General features: G+C 71.9%; 15 protein-coding genes. 7 read left to right on the top strand and 8 right to left on the bottom strand.

The features are described 5' to 3' along the window. Positions 1 to 13: 13 nt before the first annotated feature. Entirely contained in the window at positions 14 to 499 is a 486-nt protein-coding gene (locus K5S26_RS01465; RefSeq protein WP_221855309.1) for a GtrA family protein, read from the bottom strand. A 145-nt stretch (positions 500 to 644) separates the two neighbouring features. Between K5S26_RS01465 and K5S26_RS01470 the strand changes: the two genes are divergently transcribed. From K5S26_RS01470 to K5S26_RS01485, 4 genes are read left to right on the top strand one after another with little or no spacing between them, the layout of a single operon-like run. Then, positions 645 to 1,649, top strand: coding sequence for a glycosyltransferase (locus K5S26_RS01470; RefSeq protein WP_308122715.1), 1,005 nt, complete (start codon positions 645 to 647; stop codon positions 1,647 to 1,649). Between the two features lie 46 nt (positions 1,650 to 1,695). After that, positions 1,696 to 2,487 carry an ABC transporter permease gene (locus K5S26_RS01475; protein ID WP_221855310.1) on the top strand — a complete coding sequence of 264 codons (792 nt, stop codon included), beginning with the start codon at positions 1,696 to 1,698 and terminating at the stop codon, positions 2,485 to 2,487. After that, a complete protein-coding gene (locus K5S26_RS01480) occupies positions 2,487 to 3,245 on the top strand; it encodes an ABC transporter ATP-binding protein (RefSeq protein ID WP_221855312.1) in 759 nt (252 codons plus the stop codon). Before K5S26_RS01475 ends, K5S26_RS01480 begins: the two co-directional genes overlap by 1 nt. A gap of 26 nt (positions 3,246 to 3,271) precedes the next feature. Continuing rightward, positions 3,272 to 4,675, top strand: a complete 1,404-nt coding sequence (locus K5S26_RS01485; RefSeq protein ID WP_221855314.1) for a glycosyltransferase family 61 protein — start codon at positions 3,272 to 3,274, stop codon at positions 4,673 to 4,675. A gap of 18 nt (positions 4,676 to 4,693) precedes the next feature. Here K5S26_RS01485 and K5S26_RS01490 read toward each other — a convergent pair whose 3' ends face one another. Together K5S26_RS01490 and K5S26_RS01495 are read right to left on the bottom strand one after the other, a co-directional pair. Then, positions 4,694 to 6,721 (bottom strand): acyltransferase family protein, encoded by a 2,028-nt coding sequence (locus K5S26_RS01490; protein WP_221855317.1) that lies wholly within the window; start codon positions 6,719 to 6,721, stop codon positions 4,694 to 4,696. 8 nt (positions 6,722 to 6,729) lie between these two features. Then, positions 6,730 to 8,379, bottom strand: coding sequence for a glycosyltransferase family 2 protein (locus K5S26_RS01495; RefSeq protein ID WP_221855319.1), 1,650 nt, complete (start codon positions 8,377 to 8,379; stop codon positions 6,730 to 6,732). A 161-nt stretch (positions 8,380 to 8,540) separates the two neighbouring features. On the opposite strand from K5S26_RS01495, the gene K5S26_RS01500 reads away from it, so the two are divergent. Together K5S26_RS01500 and K5S26_RS01505 are read left to right on the top strand one after the other, a co-directional pair. Then, entirely contained in the window at positions 8,541 to 10,361 is a 1,821-nt protein-coding gene (locus tag K5S26_RS01500; RefSeq protein WP_221855321.1) for a glycosyltransferase family 2 protein, read from the top strand. After that, positions 10,361 to 12,046, top strand: a complete 1,686-nt coding sequence (locus K5S26_RS01505) for a DUF6020 family protein (protein ID WP_221855322.1) — start codon at positions 10,361 to 10,363, stop codon at positions 12,044 to 12,046. Before K5S26_RS01500 ends, K5S26_RS01505 begins: the two co-directional genes overlap by 1 nt. Before the next feature lie 9 nt (positions 12,047 to 12,055). Here K5S26_RS01505 and K5S26_RS01510 read toward each other — a convergent pair whose 3' ends face one another. The 5 genes from K5S26_RS01510 to K5S26_RS01530 all read right to left on the bottom strand — a co-directional run bounded on the left by K5S26_RS01510 (position 12,056) and on the right by K5S26_RS01530 (position 18,292). Further along, the gene (locus K5S26_RS01510) at positions 12,056 to 12,511 is read right to left on the bottom strand and encodes an acyltransferase (protein ID WP_221855324.1); all 456 of its coding nucleotides are present in this window, start codon (positions 12,509 to 12,511) and stop codon (positions 12,056 to 12,058) included. A 4-nt stretch (positions 12,512 to 12,515) separates the two neighbouring features. Beyond that, the gene (locus tag K5S26_RS01515) at positions 12,516 to 13,490 is read right to left on the bottom strand and encodes a glycosyltransferase (RefSeq protein ID WP_221855326.1); all 975 of its coding nucleotides are present in this window, start codon (positions 13,488 to 13,490) and stop codon (positions 12,516 to 12,518) included. Next, a complete protein-coding gene (locus K5S26_RS01520; RefSeq protein WP_221855328.1) occupies positions 13,487 to 15,433 on the bottom strand; it encodes a glycosyltransferase in 1,947 nt (648 codons plus the stop codon). Before K5S26_RS01520 ends, K5S26_RS01515 begins: the two co-directional genes overlap by 4 nt. 133 nt (positions 15,434 to 15,566) lie before the next feature. Beyond that, positions 15,567 to 16,901, bottom strand: a complete 1,335-nt coding sequence (locus tag K5S26_RS01525; protein ID WP_221855330.1) for an O-antigen ligase family protein — start codon at positions 16,899 to 16,901, stop codon at positions 15,567 to 15,569. After that, positions 16,898 to 18,292: an O-antigen ligase family protein gene (locus K5S26_RS01530; RefSeq protein ID WP_221855332.1), complete on the bottom strand. Its 1,395-nt coding sequence runs from the start codon at positions 18,290 to 18,292 to the stop codon at positions 16,898 to 16,900. Before K5S26_RS01530 ends, K5S26_RS01525 begins: the two co-directional genes overlap by 4 nt. A gap of 44 nt (positions 18,293 to 18,336) precedes the next feature. On the opposite strand from K5S26_RS01530, the gene manA reads away from it, so the two are divergent. Continuing rightward, entirely contained in the window at positions 18,337 to 19,494 is a 1,158-nt protein-coding gene (gene manA, locus K5S26_RS01535) for a mannose-6-phosphate isomerase, class I (RefSeq protein ID WP_221855333.1), read from the top strand. Positions 19,495 to 19,593 lie beyond the last annotated feature (99 nt).

A 19,593-nucleotide genomic window follows, 5' to 3' on the forward strand; every position in this document is an offset into this window, starting at 1 on the left:
CGACGATCGAGGATCAGGGCGCGCTCGACACGGGCGCGCCCTGATCGCTCTCCTGGGGCTGTTCGTGATGCGGGAACACGAAGCGGTCGTAGGTCAGGTAGCGGAACACCGTCGCCAGAGCCTGGCCGATCAGCGTGCCCGAGATGTTGTCGGGCAGCGGGCCCTCGAGCTGCAGCACGTAGCGGGAGAACGCCAGGCAGCCGAGCTGCAGGCCGATCGCGATGAGGTTGAACAGCACGAACAGCACGTAGCGGGACCACCGGTGCGGCAGGTGACGGTCGTTGAACGTCCAGTAGCGGTTGCCGACGTAGGTCACGGCGGACGCCAGGACGATCGCGATGGTCTTCGCGATCACCGGCTGGTCGTACAGGGGCCCGTGACCCGTCACCCAGAACGCGAGCAGGTTGAACACCGCGAAGTCGACGAGGAACGCGAGGCCGCCGATCACCAGGAACGCCCCGGCCCGTCTGGTGTGCTGCTGCGCCGCGGATCGGCTCATGGGGGTGTCTCCTCCGGGTCGGCGCTCACGGGGAGCGGGGGCGCCGCGTGATATTCTCAAGCGGTTCTGACGGTGCCGGTGGGCGCGCGTCGCAAGCCCCGATTCTATGTTCCCCGGAACCTCCGGATCGGCATGCAAGGGAGATGTGTCCACGGAGATGACGACGCTCGACGCCCCTGAGAACCTGGAGCCCGCGAACGCCACGCCCGCGACCGCCGCCCGGCCCGAGACGGAGCCGGTCATCGCCGCGATCGTCCCGTGCTACAACGAGGAGCTCGCCGTCGCGAAGGTGGTCGAGGACCTGCGCGCGGCCGTGCCCGGGCTCGTCGTCTACGTCTACGACAACAACAGCACCGACGCCACGGCGGACGTCGCCCGCGCGGCCGGGGCGATCGTCCGGCACGAGGAGCTGAAGGGCAAGGGCAACGTCGTGCGGCGCGCCTTCGCCGACGTCGACGCCGACGTCTACGTCATGATCGACGGCGACGACACGTACGACGCCGCGGCGCTGCCGGAGATGATCCGGGTGCTGCGCGAGGGCCCGTACGACCACGTCCTCGGCGTGCGCAGCCAGGAGACGGAGACGGCCTACCGCCCCGGGCACGAGCTCGGCAACCGCGGCTTCAACTGGCTGGTCGGCAGCGTCTTCGGCACGCACGTCAGCGACATGCTCAGCGGCTACCGCGTGATGTCGCGCCGGTTCGTGAAGAGCTTCCCGGCCGCCTCCCGAGAGTTCGAGATCGAGACCGAGCTGACGGTGCACGTGATGAGCATCCGGGTCCCGCACGCCGAGGTCGCCGTCGGGTTCAAGGACCGCCCGGCCGGCAGCGAGAGCAAGCTGCGCACCTACCACGACGGCTTCCGCATCCTGGCCCTGATCGGGCAGCTCATCCGACACGAGCGCCCGCTGCTGTTCTACGGCATCTTCGGCGCTCTCCTGGCGCTGGTGGGCGTCGTCCTGGGCATCCCCGTCATCGTCGAGTACTTCGACACCGGCCTCGTGCCGCGCCTGCCCACCGCGGTGCTCGCGCTGGGGTTCGTGCTGTTCGGAGCGCTCGCCTGGGTCATCGGGCTGGTTCTGGACGGCGTGCTCCGGTCGCGGCGCGAGATGAGCCGGCTGACCTATCTGACGTACGCGCCTCCCGCGTGAGCCGCGTCTGCGCGTGCCCCACACGACGCCCGCATAGGATCTTGCCGTGACCAGCAGCGTCGTCGGAGCCCCCGGTACCGCCCGGCGCTACGTGCACTCGCTGTGGCTGCTCTCGGCGCGCGACCTTCGGGTGCGCTACGCGACGAGCTGGCTCGGCTACCTGTGGTCGGTGCTCGACCCGCTGGTGATGAGCGCGATCTACTGGTTCGTGTTCACGATGGTCTTCGAGCGCACCGTCGGGCTCGAGCCCTACATCGTGTTCCTGATCACCGCGCTGCTGTCGTGGGTCTGGTTCAACTCGGCGGTCACGGACTTCACGCGGGCCTTCAACAAGGACGCGAAGCTCGTGCGCTCGACGGCCATCCCGCGCTCGATCTGGGTGAACCGGATCGTGCTCAGCAAGGGCATCGAGTTCCTGTTCGCGCTGCCGGTGCTGGCGCTCTTCGCCGTGTTCGGCGGAGCGCAGGTCGGCTGGGGGCTGCTGCTGTTCCCGCTCGGCGTGCTGCTGCAGGCGATCCTGCTGGTCGGCATCGGCCTGCTCGTGGCGCCGCTGTGCGTGCTGTTCGCCGACCTCGAGCGCACCACCCGGCTCGTGCTGCGAGCGCTGTTCTACGCGTCCCCGGTGATCTACGCCACCGCCGACCTGCCCGGCGACCTGCCCGACGTGATGGCGTTCAACCCCCTCGCGGGCATCTTCACCCTCTACCGCGTCGGCTTCTTCCCCGAGGCGTGGGACCCGTTCGCCGTCTGCGTGTCCGCCGCCATGTCGCTGCTGTTCCTCGCCGTCGGCGTGTTCGCGTTCCGTCGCCTCGAGCGTCCCCTGCTGAAGGAGCTGTGATGACGCACGGCGCGGTGGAGGCCGGCGGGACGGCCATCGAGGTCACCGGCCTCGGCGTGCGGTTCCGGCGGAACCGGCGCGGGCGCCGCAGCATCAAGGACATGTTCGCCGACGCGTCGCGCCGCAGCCGCCCCGGCGAGTTCTGGGCGCTGCGCGACGTGTCGTTCACGGTCAGCCCCGGCGAGTCCATCGGGGTGGTGGGGCGCAACGGGCAGGGCAAGTCGACGCTGCTCAAGCTCGTCGCGGGGGTGCTGCTCGCCGATGAGGGCGAGGTGCGCGTGAACGGCGGCGTCGCGCCCCTGATCGAGATCACGGGCGGTTTCGTCGGCGATCTCACGGTGCGCGAGAACGTGCGGCTGACCGCCGGCCTGCACGGCATGGCGAAGGCCGAGGTCGCCCGGCGCTACGACGACATCATCGGGTTCGCCGAGCTCGAGGACTTCCAGGAGACGCCCTACAAGCACCTCTCGAACGGCATGAAGGTGCGCCTGGCGTTCTCGGTCGTGTCGCAGCTCGACGAGCCCATCCTGTTGGTGGACGAGGTGCTCGCGGTGGGCGACAAGAGCTTCCGCGCCAAGTGCTACCGGCGCATCGACGAGCTGCTCGCGGAAGGGCGCACGCTGTTCTTCGTGAGCCACAACGAGAAGGACCTGCGCCGCTTCTGCACGCGCGGGCTCTACATCCGCGACCACGCTCTGGCTCTCGACGCGCCGATCGCGGAGGTCATCGACCGCTACAACGCCGACAACGCGGAGTGACGGGACCGGGCACTACAGTGATCGGAATGGACCGCCTCGCGACCCGTCTCGTCACCTCCGCCGTGGTCTACCCCGTGGTGACGAGGGACGACCGCCCCGACGAGCTGCTGATGGGCGTCTTCGACGGCGACGGCGAGTACGTCGACCGCACGGCCACCGATCGCCGCTCGGGCCTGCGCGGCTCTCCGATCCCGCAGGACCTGCTGCCGGAGATCGATGACGGCGACGTCCCCGAGGCCGTCTACGCGGGCGACCTGCACATGCATTACGGGCACTTCCTGCTCGAGAGCCTGGCGCGCCTCTGGTACGCCGCCGAGCACCCCGAGCTGCCCATCGTGTGGACCGCCGCTCACTCGTGGGGCGACGACGAGAGCTTCCGACCGTGGCAGAGGGAGATCCTCGACATCCTCGGCCTCACGAACCCCGTCCGCTTCGTCACGCGGCCGACGCGCTTCGCGGCCCTGCACGTGCCCGACATCGGGTACCGCTACGACGACTGGATCCATCCCGACCATGCGCGTTTCCTGGCACGTCACGTCGGCCCGCCTCGCGAGCCGGGTCGCCGGATCTGGCTGTCCCGCAGCGCGATCGACTCGGACGTGCGGGACGTCAGCGCCGAGGCCGCCGAGCGGCATTTGCGGGCCGCCGGGTGGTTCGTGATCCACCCCGAGCGCCTCAGCGTGCGCGAGCAGCTGGACCACCTGTCCCGCGCCGAGGTGATCGCGGGGGAGGAGGGCTCGGCCTTCCACGGCGTGCTGCTGCTCGCCGAGCTGGAGGGGCGCCGCCTGCGCGTCATCCGTCGTCGCGGTCCGGAGCACCGCAACTTCCGGACGATCGGCGAGGCGCGCGGCCTCGAGCAGGACTTCCACTCGCTCGCCGGCGAGCGCATCCTGCGTGCGGAGGGACGCGAGGTCACCAAGGTCAACCGCAGCGCGGCGGCGCTGCTCGACGCGCTCGACGAGCCGCCGGCGCTGCCGTCGCCGCCCCGTCCGGGCGACCGGGCGGCCGCGGCCGTGGCGCGCTCCCGCGGCGTCTCGCGGCTGCTCGTGGTCGGGGCGCGGACGGCGTACCCCGCTGCGACGTCCGGCGCCCGCACCGCTCTCGTCGTCAGCACCCGCCTGGAGGAGGACCCGCGGGCCTATCGCTCGCTCGCCGGCCGCGTGGACGAGCTGCCGTTCGCCCAGTATGCGGAGCTGTTCGTGACGGAGCCGCAGCCCTACGAGCTGATCCGCGTCTGCGGCGACGACGCCTCCGCCGTCGTGCGCGACGTCGACGACACGGCGGCGTTCTCCGACGAGGGCACCGTCTGGCTGCTCGACGACGACGTCCCGGGCAACTCCGCCGCGGCGGAGCTGCGGGCGCGCGGCTCGTTCGCCGTGCACCGCGAGAGCGTCGGCGACGACGCCGTCCTGCGCGTCGAGCGCGCCTGAGCCGACGGCGGGCCGGCCTCAGCCCAGCGCCGCCTCGATGCGCTCGGCGAGGAACGGCGCCACCGTCGCGGCGTAGGTCGCCGTGAGGTGGTGGCCGTCGCGGTAGACGACGACACCTCCGATGGTGGGAGCGCAGACGTCGTCGGCGCAGAACAGGTCGGTGAGATCGATCGCCGTCGCGTTCGGATCGCGCTGCACGGCCTCCGCCTGGCCGTCGTCGTACAGCACCTCGTCGATCGGCCGGCCGCATCGCGCGTCGGCCTGCGCCGGATCGAACTCGATGCACTGGACGGTGTCGGACGGCAGCCGCGGGCTGTCGAGAACCGCGAGGACCGGGATGCCCTCGTCCGGTCGAGCGGCCCAGGCGGACACCATGCCGTCGACGGTCTCGGCGTCCGCGTCGACCCCTCCCGAGGACCGGGTCACGAGGAAGGCGTCCACGTCCTCGGCCGAGGCGACGTAGTCGGCGACTCGCCCGCGCCACGTGGCGCACGCCTCGGTCTGCTGCGGCGTCGCGAGCTCGGTCCGCGTGTCCGTCCAGTAGCAGGCCGCGTGGCCCATGACATCGAGGCGCCAGCCGCGCTCCTCGGCGATGCGCTCGTACGCGCTCAGATAGGCGTTGTTGTGGGAGTCGCCGATCACCACCAGGCGCCTGTCGTAGTCCGTCTCGGGGCCCAGCGTGCACACGTTGAGCGAGTCGTCGTCCCCGCTCGACCAGCACTCGTCGCGGTTGGCGTCGTCGGCCTCGGCGATCGCGGGGGCGGGCACGAGGGAGGTCGCGTCGAGCGCGCGAGCCTCACAGCCGCCGGCGGCCATCGCCGCGGCGCCGAGGCACTCGGGCGGGGCGGCCAGGACGTCCGCGACCGCCGCCCGGTCGCGCGCCTCCTCCTCGCGCACGACGGCGCCGGTCGTCACCGTGATCGCGAGGACGCAGGCCATGCCGCCCGCCGCCCAGGCGGCGACCACCAGCGGGCGTCGCCCCGACAGCAGCCGCGGAGAGAGCCGGACCGGGTTCTCGACGAACCGGGTCGACAGCCACGCCAGCAGGATGGAGGCCGCGGCGATGCCGATCTTCTCGAGCGGGGTGAGCGTGTGGCCGGTGAGGAACGGCAGCATCACGATGAGCGGCCAGTGCCACAGGTACACGGCGTACGACACGTCGCCGAGGAGACGGACCGGGGGAGTCGACCCGGCACGGATCAGGAAGGACGTGCCGCCCGCCCAGACGATCAGTGCGGCGCCGACGACCGGCAGCAGGGCCGCGAAGCCCGGGAAGGGGACCTCGCCCGACAGGAGCACCGTGCTCGCGACGATCAGCGCCACGCCCCCGAGCGCGAGGCCGTGCGCCGCGACCCGCCTGCCGGCGAACGGCACGAACGAGATCAACGCGCCGATGCCGAACTCCCAGGCGCGGGTGAAGGTCGAGAAGTACGCGGCGCCCGCCGACCAGTCGGTGAGCCACAGGCCGTAGCCGAACGACGCCGCCGTCGCGACGGCGAGGGTCCCGACCACCACGGCGCGCCAGGGCAGCCGTCGCAGCAGCAGCGTGGCGGCGAGGATCAGCAGGGGCAGAGCGACGTAGAACTGCTCCTCGACCGAGAGCGTCCAGAAGTGCTGCACCGGCGAGGCGCTGTCCTCCGCCGCGAGGTAGTCGACGCTGTCGGCGACGAGGCGCCAGTTCTGGACATAGAGCGCGGAGGCCGTGATCTCGGCGACGAAGCGCTCCCAGAGCGAGCGGGGCGCCCAGGCCAGGACCGCGAGCGCCGTCACGGCGAGCACGAGCAGCGATGCGGGGAGGAGCCGAGCCGCGCGTCGCGCCCAGAACCGGCCCACGGCGATGCGCCCGGTGCGCTCCCGCTCGCGCACCAGGTGGGACGTGATCAGGTAGCCGCTGATCACGAAGAACACGTCGACGCCGACGAAGCCGCCGGGCAGGCTCTCCGGCCACAGGTGGTACAGCAGGACGCTCAGGACGGCGAGCGCGCGAAGGGCCTGGATGTCGGGGCGGAAGCCCTGCTGCCGTGCGGTGTCTCCTCGGGACTGCATCCGGTCGTTCAGCGCAGGATGCCGCGGAGGCGACGCAGCGCGGCGGCCGGGGCACCGCCGAGACGGGCGTTGACGCGGCGCACGGCGGGAGCGAGCCGGTTGCCGGACATCGCGTTGACCCGACGGGCGATCTGCCGGGGGAGCGACGCCGGCTCGGCGACCTCGCGCAGCACGGCGATCTCCGCCTCGAGGCGAGCGACGCCGGGCTCCACGCGCGTCACGCGCTCCGACAGGTCGGCTTCACGCAGGTCGACGAGCTGGGCGGTGTCGTTCGAGCCCCACTCGAAGCCCCAGATGCGGTCGACCAGGTCCTCCAGGACGGCCTCGCCGTCGAGGTAGCGGCGCGAGCGGGCGACCGCGGCCGAGTCCCAGATCGTGACGGACTCGTCCTTGGTGTGCCCCGGGGTGAAGTAGCGGACGGCGCCCAGGCGGTTGCCGTCGATCTGCCGGTACATCTGCATCAGGCTGTCGCTCGTGACCCCGACGGTCACCGGGAGGTCGACGCGGTACGGCGCCGGGAAGACGGTGTCGGGCACCTCCTCGGCGAAGAGCACGCGGTTGTCGGTGCGGAACCACTCCTGCACCAGGAACAGCTCGGTGCGGGGGTCGGCGAGCATCTTGCGCCGTCCCTCGTCGAGCGTCGACCACGGCCCGACGAGCAGCACGTGCACGTCGGTGAGGGTGCTGGTGAGCACCCGGTCGACGCAGTTGCGCGCGAGGTGGGCCGTCTCCGGGGTGACCTCGACGACGACCTTGACGAGCGGCACCTCCCAGATGCGGTTGTCGGAGGTGCGGCGGTAGCGGGGGATCGGCATGCGCTGGGCGAAGTGCGCGTCGTTGACGCGGGCGACCTTGGCCGCGTGGTTCTGCACGGTGCCGGGGCCGAGGTGCCAGGTCAGCGCCTCGTGCACGGGGATGAACACGGCGCCCGCCTGCCACAGCTGATAGGCGATCTCGGTGTCCTCGCCCAGGTGCAGGCGGGTGTCCTGGCCGGACGTGCGGTCGTAGACCTCGCGAGTGACGGACGCGCACGCGCCCATGTGCGTCGAGTAGTTGCGTCCGTGGGACGCGTTCAGGTCGTCGGTGTCGCGGTAGATCTGGATCGACCAGTGCTCGTGCAGGGTCGAGCGGTCGTAGTCGTCGCCGATCGTGCCGTCGAGCACTTTCTGGTACACCGTCTCGGGCGTGTAGTCCCAGGACTCGATGAAGCCCTTGTCGCCGATCGTGGCGGCCTCCGGGATGAAGTGCGCCCACTTGGCGTGCTGGCGCACGTTGTCGCGGAACAGGATCATGTCGGAGTCGACCCAGTAGATGATGTCGCCCGTGGTGGCCTTGATGCCGATGTCGGTCGCGTTCGAGCGGCCCCAGCCCTCCTCGACGCGGATGAGCCGCAGGTTCTCGGGCACGACGTCGCCGAGCTCCACCGGCGGCTCGCTGCCGTCGTCGACGACGACGACCTCCAGCAGGTCCTGGGGGTAGTCCTGCGCGGCCAGCGACGCCAGAGTCAGCGGCAGGGTCGCGCTGTTGTAGGCGGCGATGACGACGGAGACCGACTTCGTCGGCTCCCAGCCCTCGGGGAGCGTGCCGTCGAAGACGTCGCGCCACTGGTTCTGGAAGACGATGGGGGAGGGCTCGGAGGAGACGGCGGGCCTGATCACCGCATCATTGTAGGCGACGGGGATCACCGCCCCATGGGGGCGCGCTGCCCGCGCGTCCTCACACGGGGCGCCGAGGCTCGCAGGCTAGACTCTCGTCCCGCCGCGCCTGCGGCCACGCCGCACGTCGAGCGTCATCCGTCGCATCAGGAGCCGATCCGCCTATGTCAGCCCGCCGCTGGTTCCGCCGCCCCCTCCAGACGGACGCGTCGAACCGCGACGGCGACGACATCGTGACCGACCCGCGCACGATCGTCGCGCCCGCGACCTCGGACGCGCAGCCGCAGCCGGTGCGCCTCCGGGTGCCGGACGTCGACGCGCTGCGGCACCTCGCGGTCGTCGCCGCCGACGTCCTCACGCAGGACGCCCGGGTGCGCGTGGACCGGTGGGAGGCGCCGTTCCAGCGCTGGCGAGGGGCGATCGGCCCGCTCCCGCGGGTCCGGTACGCGCAGGTCTCCTACGACGCGGCGCACCGGACGGCGACCGTCCACGTGACGCTCGAGGAGCCGCTGTCGCTCGCGCGCGTGATCAACGCCTGCGTCCCGGCCCTCACCCCCGACGCGCCGATGGTCGGCGCCGGCTTCCCGCTGCTGGCCGTCGACCCGAGCGCCGGGAGCGCGGTGCTGCCGCTGCTGCCCGGGCGTCGCGTGCCGCAGCTGGAGCCCATCGCGCCCGCCCTCGCCGGGGTGCACCTGCGCAAGGCGGACGTGCTGCTGACCGCGCAGACCGACCTCGCGCGCGAGGCCGAGGACGCGGTGCACCAGCTGACGGTCGGGGAGGCGCTGCTGGGCTCCCCGCGCGTCGAGCTCCCGGTCGTCGACCTCAACGTGCACAACCCCATCGGGCGCCTCCTCGGCTTCCAGCCGTCGCCTCCGGCGCGGCGCCTCGTGCTCGACCGCCCGCGCGGCGTCGCGCGGCTCGAGGCGGCCGACCCGACCGGCGCCGAGGTGACCCCGATCGAGTTCCCGGTCGCCGACCCGCTCTCCGCGCGCGACGTCGCGGCGCTGCGCGGCGTGGAGGCCGTCGACCTGTCGCCGCTCCGCGGCGTCCGGGGGAGCCTCCCGGAGGGCCTCACCACCCGCTTCGCCGAGCTGGCCGCGGCGGGGGTGATCCTGCACTCGCTGCCCGACAACGTCGAGGTGGCGCCCGAGCAGCTCTCGCCGCGCATCGTCGAGCTCGCGCGACAGCGCTACCGCCCCTCCAAGGGACTCGCGCGAGAGCGCCGCTCGGTCGCGCTCCGTCGTGCCGCCATGCACGATCACGGCGGTTTCATGCGGCTGGCCTCGGCCGTGCAGCACCGCACCGGGCACCGCTACCTGCCGTCGGTGAGCGTCGTGCTGTCGACGATGCGCGCGGAGCTCATCCCCGACGTGCTGAAGATGATGGCCGCGCAGACCTATCCGCACGTCGAGGTGGTCGTGGTCGCGCACGGCGTCGCCGCGCCCGACCTGACGGCGCTCGACCTGGGCGACCTCGACGTCACGGTGGTGGAGGTGCCCGGGACGGTGCTGTTCGGGGCGGCGCTCGCCGAGGGCGTGCGTCGGTCGTCCGGCGACCTGGTGACGAAGCTGGACGATGACGACTGGTACAGCGAGCACCACGTCTTCGACCTCGTGCTCGCGCACCTCTACTCGCGGGCGGACGTCGTGGGCAAGACCACCGAGTACCTCTACTTCGAGGAGGCGGAGCAGACCGTGCACCGCACCTTCGCGACGGAGCGGTACCACGACCAGGTGGCGGGCGGCGCGATGCTGCTGTCGCGCGCGACGTTCGACGCGCTCGGCGGCTGGCGTCCCACGCCGAACTCCACCGATCGGTCCGTGCTCATCCGCGTCGAGTCGCAGGGCGGCATCGGCTACCGGACGCACTCGCTCGGGTACATGTACATCCGGCACTCGTCGAAGCACACGTGGGAGCGCAGCGACTCGCAGCTGCTGAACGGGTCGTTCGAGCAGTGGCGCGGCTGGCGCGAGCCGGAGGCCTGATGCGCGCCCGGCTGCGCCGCGTCTGGGATCTGCCGACCGCCTGCCTGTCGCTCGCGCTCGCGGCGTTCACGGTCACCGGGTACTCCTATCGCGAGACGGAGAGCGCGGAGTGGTTCGCGTCGTCCGTCGGCGCCGCCGTCGGCACGGCGTTCGTGATCGTCGGGGTCGCCGTGCTGGTCTACGCCCCGCTCCTCGCGCTCTCCCGCCGGCTCGACCGGCTGTGGGACGCCTCCGCGGGCGCGGAGCCCGTCTCCCCGCCGTCCGTCCGCGACGCGATCCGGCGCTGGGCGCTGCCCTCGGCGGGCGTCATCCTGGCGGGCTGGCTCGTCTGGCTGCTCGTGCACTTCCCGGGCAACGTCGACTCCGACACGATCACGCAGCAGCTGCAGTGGCTCGGCCTGCAGGAGCAGCGCGACCACCACCCGTGGTTCGACACCATGGTGTTCGGATGGTTCTGGGACCTCGGCGCCGCGCTCGGCGACGACCGCTGGGGCCTGTTCGGATACCTGCTGCTGCAGGAGGCGGCGACGGCGCTCGGCATCGGCCTGGTCCTCGCGTACCTCTCGCGGCTCGGTCTGCCCTCGACGGCGCGCTGGGCGCTGACCGCGGCCGTCGCGGTGCTGCCGGCGTTCGTCATGGCGCCCTCGGTGATGAGCAAGGACGCGTTCGCCGCGGTGTTCTGGATGCCGTTCCTCGTGCTGTTCGCCGAGGCGCTGCGCACGCGCGGACGGGTGCTGGCGCGGCCGTGGGTCGCCTCGGCGGCGATCGCGGTGACGCTGCTGCTGGTGCTGTCGAAGCGCACCAACGTGTACCTCGTTGCGGTGTGCGTCGTCGTGCTGATCGTCGTCGCGTCCCGGGGTCTGCGCGTGCGGATCGCCCTGGCGGCCGCCGCCGTCGTCGCGCTCACGAGCGTGGTGTGGCCCATGCTGGTGCTGCCCGCGCTGGGGATCGAGCGGGGCACCTCCGCCGACATGATGACGGTCTTCGTGCAGCAGACCGCGCGCATCGCCGCCGAGCACGGCGACGAGATCCCCGACGACGAGATCCAGGCGATCGACGAGGTGCTGCGCTGGGACGGCCTCGCCGAGGCGTATGTCGCGACGCGGTCGGACAGCGTGAAGGGGCGCTGGGACGTCGACGCCACCACGCAGCAGAAGCTCGACTACCTGGGGGTGTGGCTGGCGCAGCTCGTGCGCTACCCCGGCACGGCGCTGTCGGCGACCGCCGCCAACACGTACGAGTACTTCGCACCCGTCACGCGGCTGTCGTTCCAGAACACCCTGTCGCTCGACGGGTACGTCGACTTCTGGACGTCGCGCAGCCTCGAGACGACCACGCGCGAGGACGTGGAGCAGATCGCCGGCGCGCTGTACGAGCCGAGCGCCCTGGACGGCGCCCGGACGGCGGTGAACGACCTCACGATCGCCTTCAACGAGGGCAACCTGATCTCGTCGAAGGCGCTGTACTCGTCGTGGATCCCGCTGATCGCGCTGGTGTTCGTGCTGCGCCGGCGCAGCCCCTGGCACGCGCTCGCGCTCGTGCCGTTCTTCGTGACGCTCGCCTTCCTCGTCGCGAGCCCGATCGCGCTGTCGCGCTACATCATCCCGATGATCTACGGGTCGGTGTTCGCGGCCGGGCTGATGTTCGTGCCCGCGTCCTGGCAGGCCCGCAGCCGGGAGCCGTGACGGCGGGGCTCAGCGCAGCCGGCGGATCCGGGTGGCGGGAACGCCGCCGACCAGCGTGTCGTCCGGCACGTCCGAGGTGACGACGGCGCCGGCGGCGACGATGCAGCCGGCGCCGATCGTGACGCCCGCGACGACGGTCGCGGCGGCGCCGATCCAGGTGCCGGCGCCGACCACGATGGGATCGTGGCGCACCGCCCCTGCGCGCTTGTCGTGGCCGCCGATCTCGTGGGTGTCCGTGATGAGCCGCACGAACGGGCCGAGGTTGACGCGATCGCCCAGACGCACGCCGGGGCGGATGTAGGCGTCGCGGTTGACGAAGACGTCGTCGCCGATGTCGACCGGCCCGAGGATCTCCGTGCCGCGGTAGATGCGGGTGCGGGCGCCGATCGCGATGTCCCGGTCGCCGTCGCGGTGCAGCAGTCGCACGGACGGGTCGACCACCGCGTCGTCGGCGATCGTCAGCACGGGCTCAGCCGTTCCCTCGCGGGGCGGGCGCCAGCGGCTGCATGATGCGCCAGGAGCGGTCGCGCGCGAGGGCCCTCCCGTCGCGCAGGCCGCGCCACAGGTTCGACCAGCCGGCGCGCGTGATCTTCCGCTCGACGAACGCGAGCCGCAGGATCTCCTTCGCGAAGGTCGCGGCGGTGCCGATGGCGAAGGCGACCGGCCGGTAGGCGCCGTGCGCGGCGTAGTAATGACGCATGATGCCGCGGTTGCGGAGGATGTAGTAGCGATACATGTCGCTGGAGGCATTGAAGTGCCGCACGCCCATGTCCCACTGCTTGATCTCGCGCGTGCGACGCAGCACGAACTCGTTCACGATCGCCGCCGGGGTGACGCGCGACGCGAGCCACCCGTAGATCGTGTCGTCCCAGTAGATGAAGAAGCGGGGGTCGGGCAGGCCGATCTGGGCGACGACGTCGCGATGGATGAACATCCCCTCGAAGCAGCCCGAGTTCATGTCGCGGTAGCCGGACGCGTCGAAGTCGGCGGGGGCGAACGGGATCGGGATGCCCAGCGGCACGGAAACGCGGTACTGCCAGTAGAACTCGCTGCCGTCGTAGTCGTACCGACGGCCCTGGATGCTGCGGAAGCGCGGCGTCCAGGCCCCCATGCGGGCGAGGCCGTCGGGCAGGACCTCGACGTCGTCGTCCATCAGCCAGATCCACGTGGAGCCCAGCTCGTACGCCGTCTCCATGCCCGCGCTGAAGCCGCCCGCTCCGCCCGTGTTCTCGTCGAGACGGCGGTAGACCAGCTCGCTGCCGAGCCGCTCGCGGAACGACTCCACCACGGCCGTCGTGTCGTCGGACGAGGCGTTGTCGATCACGACGACATGCCCGGGCTTCGGGTCCATCCGCACGACCGACTCGAGGAGGCTCGAGAGCAGGTGCGAGCGGTTGTAGGTGACGACGACGATGGTCGCGGAGGTCGGGTCGAAATCGCTCACTTGCTCTCTCCGTCTCGCGTCTTCGCCGGCCTCGCGTCGGGTGAGGGAAGCCCGAGGACGCCGCGCCAGCTCTCCTGCGACACCAGTTCGGGGAGCGCCGCGCGGTACAGCTGCGACAGGCGGGGCCACTCGCGCCGCAGGCGGGCGTGCAGCCGCACCGAGTCCCACAGCATCCGGCGGAACAGGGTGCGGTCGCGCGTGTAGACGTTCTTCCCGGAGCCGTCGGCGGCGCTCACCAGCGCGCTGTCGTAGAGCGGCAGCCGCCACCAGTGGGCGTCGTGCTTGCCGAACTCGACCTCGGGCGTCTCGAGGTTGGCGGGATCGGGCCGGCGCAGGAAGTGCGACAGGAGCGTCTTCGCGGTGAAGAGCCGCAGACGCAGCCCGGTCGGGCTGTCGAAGTCCGGCGACGGGGCGAACACGCGCCGCCCGTGCCGTGAGTGCAGCACGGTCTCGGGATCGCGGTGCACCACGGTCTCGGGGAAACGGCCGGCGAGGGCTCGCGCGGCGGGCATCGCCGTCGGGAGGTTCTCGACCAGGTGCGCGGGGCCGCGCAGGACGTCCTGCAGGGCCCGGATCCGCAGGGCGACGGGGTAGTACTGCATCATCATCAGGTGCTTCAGGTCGACGCGGCGGCTGTGGCGCAGCAGCGTGCCGCCGAGCGGGGAGCGGGAGTGCAGCAGCGCGGCGACGATGCGGTTGCGGGCGTGGAAGTACGCCTGCCAGTCGATCGAGTCGTCCTTGCCGACCCACGACACGTGCCACAGGGCGACGCCGGGCAGCGAGACCGTCGGGAAGCCCGCCTCGCGTGCGCGCAGGCAGAACTCGGCGTCGTCCCACTTGATGAACGCGGGCAGCGACAGCCCGACCTCGCGAAGCGCCGCGGTCGGGATGAGGCACATCCACCAGCCGTTGTAGTCCGCGTCCATCCGCATGTGCAGCAGCGGCGTCTGGCGCAGGTTCGAGCGCCGGAAGTCGTGCGGCATGCGGTCCTGGAAGAGGTTGCGCCACATGAACGGGGCGTCGTCGACGACCTCGGCCCAGGCGTGCAGGCGGGGCCGGTCGAGCAGGTCGAACATGTGCGCGCCGACCAGCATCGGCGTCGTGGCGTAGCGCCCGAAGACGATCGAGCGGCGGATCGACTCCGGCTCGATGCGCACGTCGTCGTCGAGCAGCTGCACGAAGTCGCTCTCCGGACGGTCCAGCGTCTCGAGCATCGCCCGGGAGAAGCCTCCGGAGCCTCCGAGGTTCGGCTGCTCGATCACCTGCAGCTGATCGCCCAGCGCCCTCTCGGCCGCGGCGAAGCCGTCCTGGTCGCGCACCCTGTCCGTCCCCTGGTCGACCAGGAACACGCGGTCGACGAACTCCAGCAGCTCGGGTGCCTCGCCGAGCGCCGTCAGGGTCTCGACGCAGTAGTCGGGCTTGTTGAACGTCGTGATGCCGAGCGATGCCTTGCCCGAGCGCGCCGGCTCGTGCGTCGTCGTCCACTCGCCGCCGCGCAGGATGACCGGCTCGGCCTCGGCCACGATGTCGAACCACACCCACCCGCCGTCGCTGAACTGCGTCAGCGGCACGTCGAAGGCCGACTCGGCGTCGCCGCCGACGTGCGCGCTGTCGATGCGCTGCGCGACGCCCGCGCCGTTCGAGCGGTAGACGATGACCGTCCCCGGCCCGGTGGTGCGCACGGCGAGGCGCACGGAGCGCACGCCCGTCCAGTGCTGCCAGTACGACGCGGGGAAGGCGTTGAAGTACGTGGCGAACGACACGCGGCTGCCGGCGGGGACGCGGACGCTGCTGCGCCCCAGCACGTCTCCGAGGTGCCCCAGGTCGGTGACGCGCACGGCCTCGCGGTCGACGACCGACCAGGTGTCGGGGTCGGTGTACAGCGGCAGCAGGTCGGGGTCGCGGTCGAGGGGGAAGACCACGTTCTGGAGGACGTGTACCAAGGGCGGGCTCCGAACGAGTCAGCGGCCTGCCGGCCGAGGAACAGGCAGTGAGGACAGGGGAACCGGCGTCGCCGGACCGTGGTCCATGGCGGAGCGCCGGGCGCATCGCGCCGGCGGACCGCCGCAGACGAGCCTACCTTGTGGGCGCCAGCGGATCCTGTGACGCGCCCCCATCGACCATGTCCCGCAGCCGATCCCGCCAGGAGCGGGACTGCCCCGCGCGCACGGCGCACACGACGAGCATCAGCCAGCCGACGCCGTGCAGGGTGAAGCTCTCGAACATCGAGTCGACGAGCAGCGTGACGAGCATGAGCGGCGTCCACGCGTGGACGACCGAGCGGCGCTCGCCGGCCACGAGCCAGGATCGCACCATCGCGACGGCGCACATGCCGCCGAACAGCAGCAGGCCCGCCCAGCCGACCTGGATCAGCACGTCGAAATAGGCGTTCAGAGCCGAGAGATGACGGTCGTCCAGGACGAAGTTGATGACGTTCAGCGGATACGGCGCGCCCCCGCCGCTGCCGTCGTGCCACGTGCCGTGCCACCCCCAGCCCTGCACGGGACGCGGCCGCAGCCAGTCGAGGATCTCGTTCCACAGGTCGGCGCGCGTGGAGAAGTCGGAGGCGGCGTCGAGAAGCCGGATGATGCGGTGGCGCAGCAGGTAGCACGCGCCCAGCACCGCCGCCACGACCGCGCCGACCGTCCACTGCGTCGCGCGCCGACGCGACGGCTGGGCGCGACGCACCACGATCAGCGCGACCGTCGCGGTCAGCACCGCCACGGCGAGGACCAGCACGGTCGGCGAGGCGGACAGCACGGCGAGCAGGCCCGCGAGGGAGAGCGAGAAGACCGACAGGCCCCGCGGGACGGAACGGGTGCGCCACTCGATCGCGAACGTGACGAGCGCCATCACCGCCACGAACCCGAGCATGTTGCGCGTGCCGAACAGCCCCTGCACCGGGCCTCCGTGCGCGAGATCCCCGGCGATGCCGAGGAACGGGAACGGCATGTCGAGCAGCACGCCCGCGAGGATCTCGACCGCCAGCGAGAGCGCCAGCATCCAGCGCAGCACGTCGCCCAGCGCGCGCACGGTCTGCAGGGCGTCCCGGGTGTGGCCGATGACGAGCGCGATCAGGCCCCAGCCCACCAGTCCCAGCCACCCCGCGAGCGTCGACGTCTTGTCGAAGGACCACACGACGCTCGCGAGCGTCCACGCGAGGAAGGCGAGCAGGCTGGTGGGCGCGAAGCGCAGCGGCGTCAGCTCATCGCGTCGGGCGACCAGGATCGCGATGCCCAGCGCGTCGAGACCGGCGACGATCGTGACGAGCGTCGCCTCTCCCGCCATCCGGCCGATCGCGAACGCCGAGAACGCGGTCGCGAGGGCGGCGAGCGCGAACGCCCGCGCGAGCTCGGCGGACTGCAGCAGCCGGAGGACCCGGACCGGCGTGGCGTCGCCGGAGGCCGTCATCGCGCGGCGTTCCCCAGAGCCGGGGCGTCGGCGCCCACCCCGACGAACGGGGCGAGCTTGATCTTGAAGGACAGGGCGACGGCGAGGGTCCAGCCCCACAGCATGATGGGCCCCGACTCCGTCAGCCCCTGCGCCAGGAGCATCGCCGCCGCCAGCGGCGCCAGGATCGAGACGGGCGAGTACGGGCGGTTCGCGTCCAGGTCCCAGCGGGGCCGGTCGATCGCGAAGAACCAGGAGCGCCACACCAGGGCCGCGTACACGCCGAACATCAGCAGGACGCCGATGCCGCCCAGCTGGAAGAAGACGTCGAGCCACATGTTGTGCGCATGGAAGACCGACAGGCCGTGGTCGACGATCCACCCGTCGAAGGCCGGGTCCCACGGCACCCAGGGGCTCGCGAAGCCGTTGCCGTGCACCGGGTGCGTGATCGCCCGCCCCCACACGGTGGACCAGATCTCGTCGCGCCCCGTGAGGGAGTCGTCACGGCCGAGCATGCCCAGCACGCGGTCCCAGAGCTGCATGACCAGCACCGCGCCGACCGCGGCGACGCCCGCGAACAGCAGGTATCGGCGGCTGCGCTCGCCGGGGGTGCGCGCGCGTCGCATCACGAGCACCGCGAGCAGGACGACGAAGGCGGCTGCGAACGCGCCCAGCGCGGTGGCCGAGCCCGACCGCACGAACAGCACGGCCGTCGCCGCGATCCAGACGATCTGCATCGCGGCGTGCGGCGGATGCGTCGCCAGCCGGACGGCGAAGACGGCGAAGGCGAGCACGCAGAGGATGCCGAGGTAGTTGGCGTTGCCGACGATGCCCTGGATCCGATCCCCGATGAGCGCGTCGAAGAGCTGTCCGCGCACCCAGTACCACTGCGGGTCGAAGCCGTCGGGCGGGGAGACGAAGTTCGGCAGCAGGGGAGCGCGGAGGATCAGGGCGACCCACAGCTCGATCGCCACAGACAGCCCGATGACCCACTTCAGCGCGATGTCGAGCGCTCGCAGCAGCTCGTGCCAGGTGAGGACATGGGCCAGGAAGACGCCCTGCAGCGTCCCCGCCGCGAGCAGCAGCCAGGTGATCAGCGTCGCGCCCGGCCAGCCCGACCACAGCACCGACACCAGCGCCCACGCGGTGTAGGCGAGAGCGAGCCAGGGAAGTCGTCGCCACGGCAGCCCGACGCGACGCAGGCGGGGGATCCAGATCGCCAGCGTCGCCGCCGTCGTGAGCACGAGCACGCCGACGGCGCCCGCGCCCCCGATCAGGTTCCACCACATCGAGTGGGCGAACGCGGAGAAGATGACGAATGCGGCATACGCCTTCAGGAGAAGGTGCGACGTGCCTTCCCTCTCCGGAGCCTCGGGAGGGGTGCGAACCGTGTACCGCGAGATCTGCGCCATCGTGTCGTCCAGGTTACAGCGCCGGCGCGGAATACCCTTGGTCCGTGCTCGTACCGCTCTCCAACGTCCCGCGCGACTACGCCTGGGGTTCGCGCTCGCTGCTGGCAGCCCTCGAAGGGCGCGCCGTCGCGGCGCGCCCCGAGGCCGAGATCTGGTACGGAGACCACCCCTCCGACCCGTCGGAGGTGGAGGACGGGACCGGCCGAACGCTCGACGAGTGGATCGCGCAGGAGGGGGCGGCGGTCGGGGTGACCGGACGCCTGCCGTACCTGCTCAAGCTGCTCGCCGCCTCGTCGGTGCTGTCGATCCAGGTGCACCCCTCGAAGCGCCAGGCGGAGGAGGGGTTCGGGCGGGAGGGCGACCTGCCTGACGACGCGCCCCGCAACTACGCCGACGACAATCACAAGCCGGAGATGATCGTCGCGCTCTCCGACCGCTTCGAGGCGCTGTGCGGCCTGCGCGACCTGGAGGCGAGCCGCCGGCTGCTCGGCGTCCTCGGCGATGCCGCGGAGCCGCTGCGCGAGCGCCTGACCGACCCGCCGGCGCTCGCCGTGGCGATCGGCTGGCTGCTCTCCGGCGACGCGCGCGACGTCGTCGACGGCATCATCGCCGCGCTCGCCGACGCCCAGTCGACCGAGTTCGCCGCCGAGCTCGCCAACGCGCGCCGCATCGCCTCCTGGTATCCGGGCGACCCGGGCGTCGTGGTGGCCCTGCTGATGAACTTCGTCGTGCTGCACCGCGGCGAGAGCGTCTTCCTGCGCGCCGGGATGCTGCACGCCTACGTCTCGGGGCTCGGCGTGGAGCTGATGGCCGCGAGCGACAACGTGCTGCGCGGCGGTCTCACGCCGAAGCGGATCGACGTGCCGGAGCTCCTGGCGATCCTCGATCCGGCGACGGGGCCGGTGCCGGTCGTGCTGCCGGTGGCCGCCGAGAACGGCACGCGCGGGGTCGACGCGTTCCCGGCCGACGTGCCCGACTTCCAGCTGCTGCGCGCCCGCGTGCCCGGCGCGACCGAGACCGTGATCCGCCCCGCCGGCCCGATGATCGTCCTGGCGACCGCGGGCTCGGTGACCGTGACCGGCCGTTCCGACTCGCTCGAGCTCGCGCCCGGCCGCGCCGCCTTCGTGACGCCGGACGAGTCCGAGGTCCGCGTGTCCGGTCGGGGAGAGGCCTTCGTCGCGCAGCCCGGCCTCGCCGTCTGACGCGCCCGGGCGTCACCGCGCGATATGACGGCGCGACACGCCGAGGCGGGTCAATGAAGCTTCATGCGGCGGTTGAGGCTTTACGATCTGCGACTTGAT

This window comes from Microbacterium marinilacus (assembly GCF_019753765.1).
GTDB classification, from domain to species: domain Bacteria; phylum Actinomycetota; class Actinomycetes; order Actinomycetales; family Microbacteriaceae; genus Microbacterium; species Microbacterium marinilacus.

Excerpts from the sequence above, each read along its gene's own strand:
- K5S26_RS01505 (WP_221855322.1), top strand. The coding sequence starts at position 10,361 with ATGCGCGCCCGGCTGCGCCGCGTCTGGGATCTGCCGACCGCCTGCCTG.
- K5S26_RS01500 (WP_221855321.1), top strand. The coding sequence starts at position 8,541 with ATGTCAGCCCGCCGCTGGTTCCGCCGCCCCCTCCAGACGGACGCGTCG.
- K5S26_RS01480 (WP_221855312.1), top strand. The coding sequence starts at position 2,487 with ATGACGCACGGCGCGGTGGAGGCCGGCGGGACGGCCATCGAGGTCACC.
- K5S26_RS01465 (WP_221855309.1), bottom strand. The coding sequence starts at position 499 with ATGAGCCGATCCGCGGCGCAGCAGCACACCAGACGGGCCGGGGCGTTC.
- K5S26_RS01485 (WP_221855314.1), top strand. The coding sequence starts at position 3,272 with ATGGACCGCCTCGCGACCCGTCTCGTCACCTCCGCCGTGGTCTACCCC.
- K5S26_RS01525 (WP_221855330.1), bottom strand. The coding sequence starts at position 16,901 with ATGACGGCCTCCGGCGACGCCACGCCGGTCCGGGTCCTCCGGCTGCTG.
- K5S26_RS01530 (WP_221855332.1), bottom strand. The coding sequence starts at position 18,292 with ATGGCGCAGATCTCGCGGTACACGGTTCGCACCCCTCCCGAGGCTCCG.
- K5S26_RS01490 (WP_221855317.1), bottom strand. The coding sequence starts at position 6,721 with ATGCAGTCCCGAGGAGACACCGCACGGCAGCAGGGCTTCCGCCCCGAC.